The sequence below is a fragment of the Streptococcus suis genome (genome assembly GCF_002960445.1).
Lineage (GTDB): Bacteria > Bacillota > Bacilli > Lactobacillales > Streptococcaceae > Streptococcus > Streptococcus hyiners.
The window spans coordinates 1-326 of record NZ_POJD01000437.1 but is presented as its reverse complement, the minus strand read 5'-3'; the positions used below and the strand labels follow the sequence as shown (position 1 = coordinate 326).

Annotated in this window: 1 protein-coding gene; it reads left to right on the top strand. The window is 39.0% G+C overall.

The annotated features are described in order from the left end of the window. Positions 1–326, top strand: a 326-nt coding sequence (locus tag C1G53_RS12430) for an FAD:protein FMN transferase (RefSeq protein WP_192873141.1), incomplete at both ends; no start/stop codon positions are given.

Sequence of the window (326 nt, the reverse complement as noted above, 5' to 3'; positions counted from 1 at the left end):
TCTACCGTATCAATCAGGCAGCAGGAAAAGAAGCTGTCAAGGTTGATGAACGTACCTTTGAAGTGATTGAAACAGCTATTGACATGAGTAAAGAAAGTCAGGGGCTATTTGACATTTCCATTGGAGCTGTGAGCAATCTGTGGAAAATTGGAGATGAGGATGCACGTAAGCCGAGTGATGAAGAAATCAAAGCTGCTCTGCCATTTATCAATTATAAAGACATTACTTTAGATAAGGAGAAGAAGACTGTCTTTATCAAAGAAGGAATGACCTTAGAATTAGGAGCCATTTCCAAAGGTTACATTGCAGATAAGGTTAGAGAATTG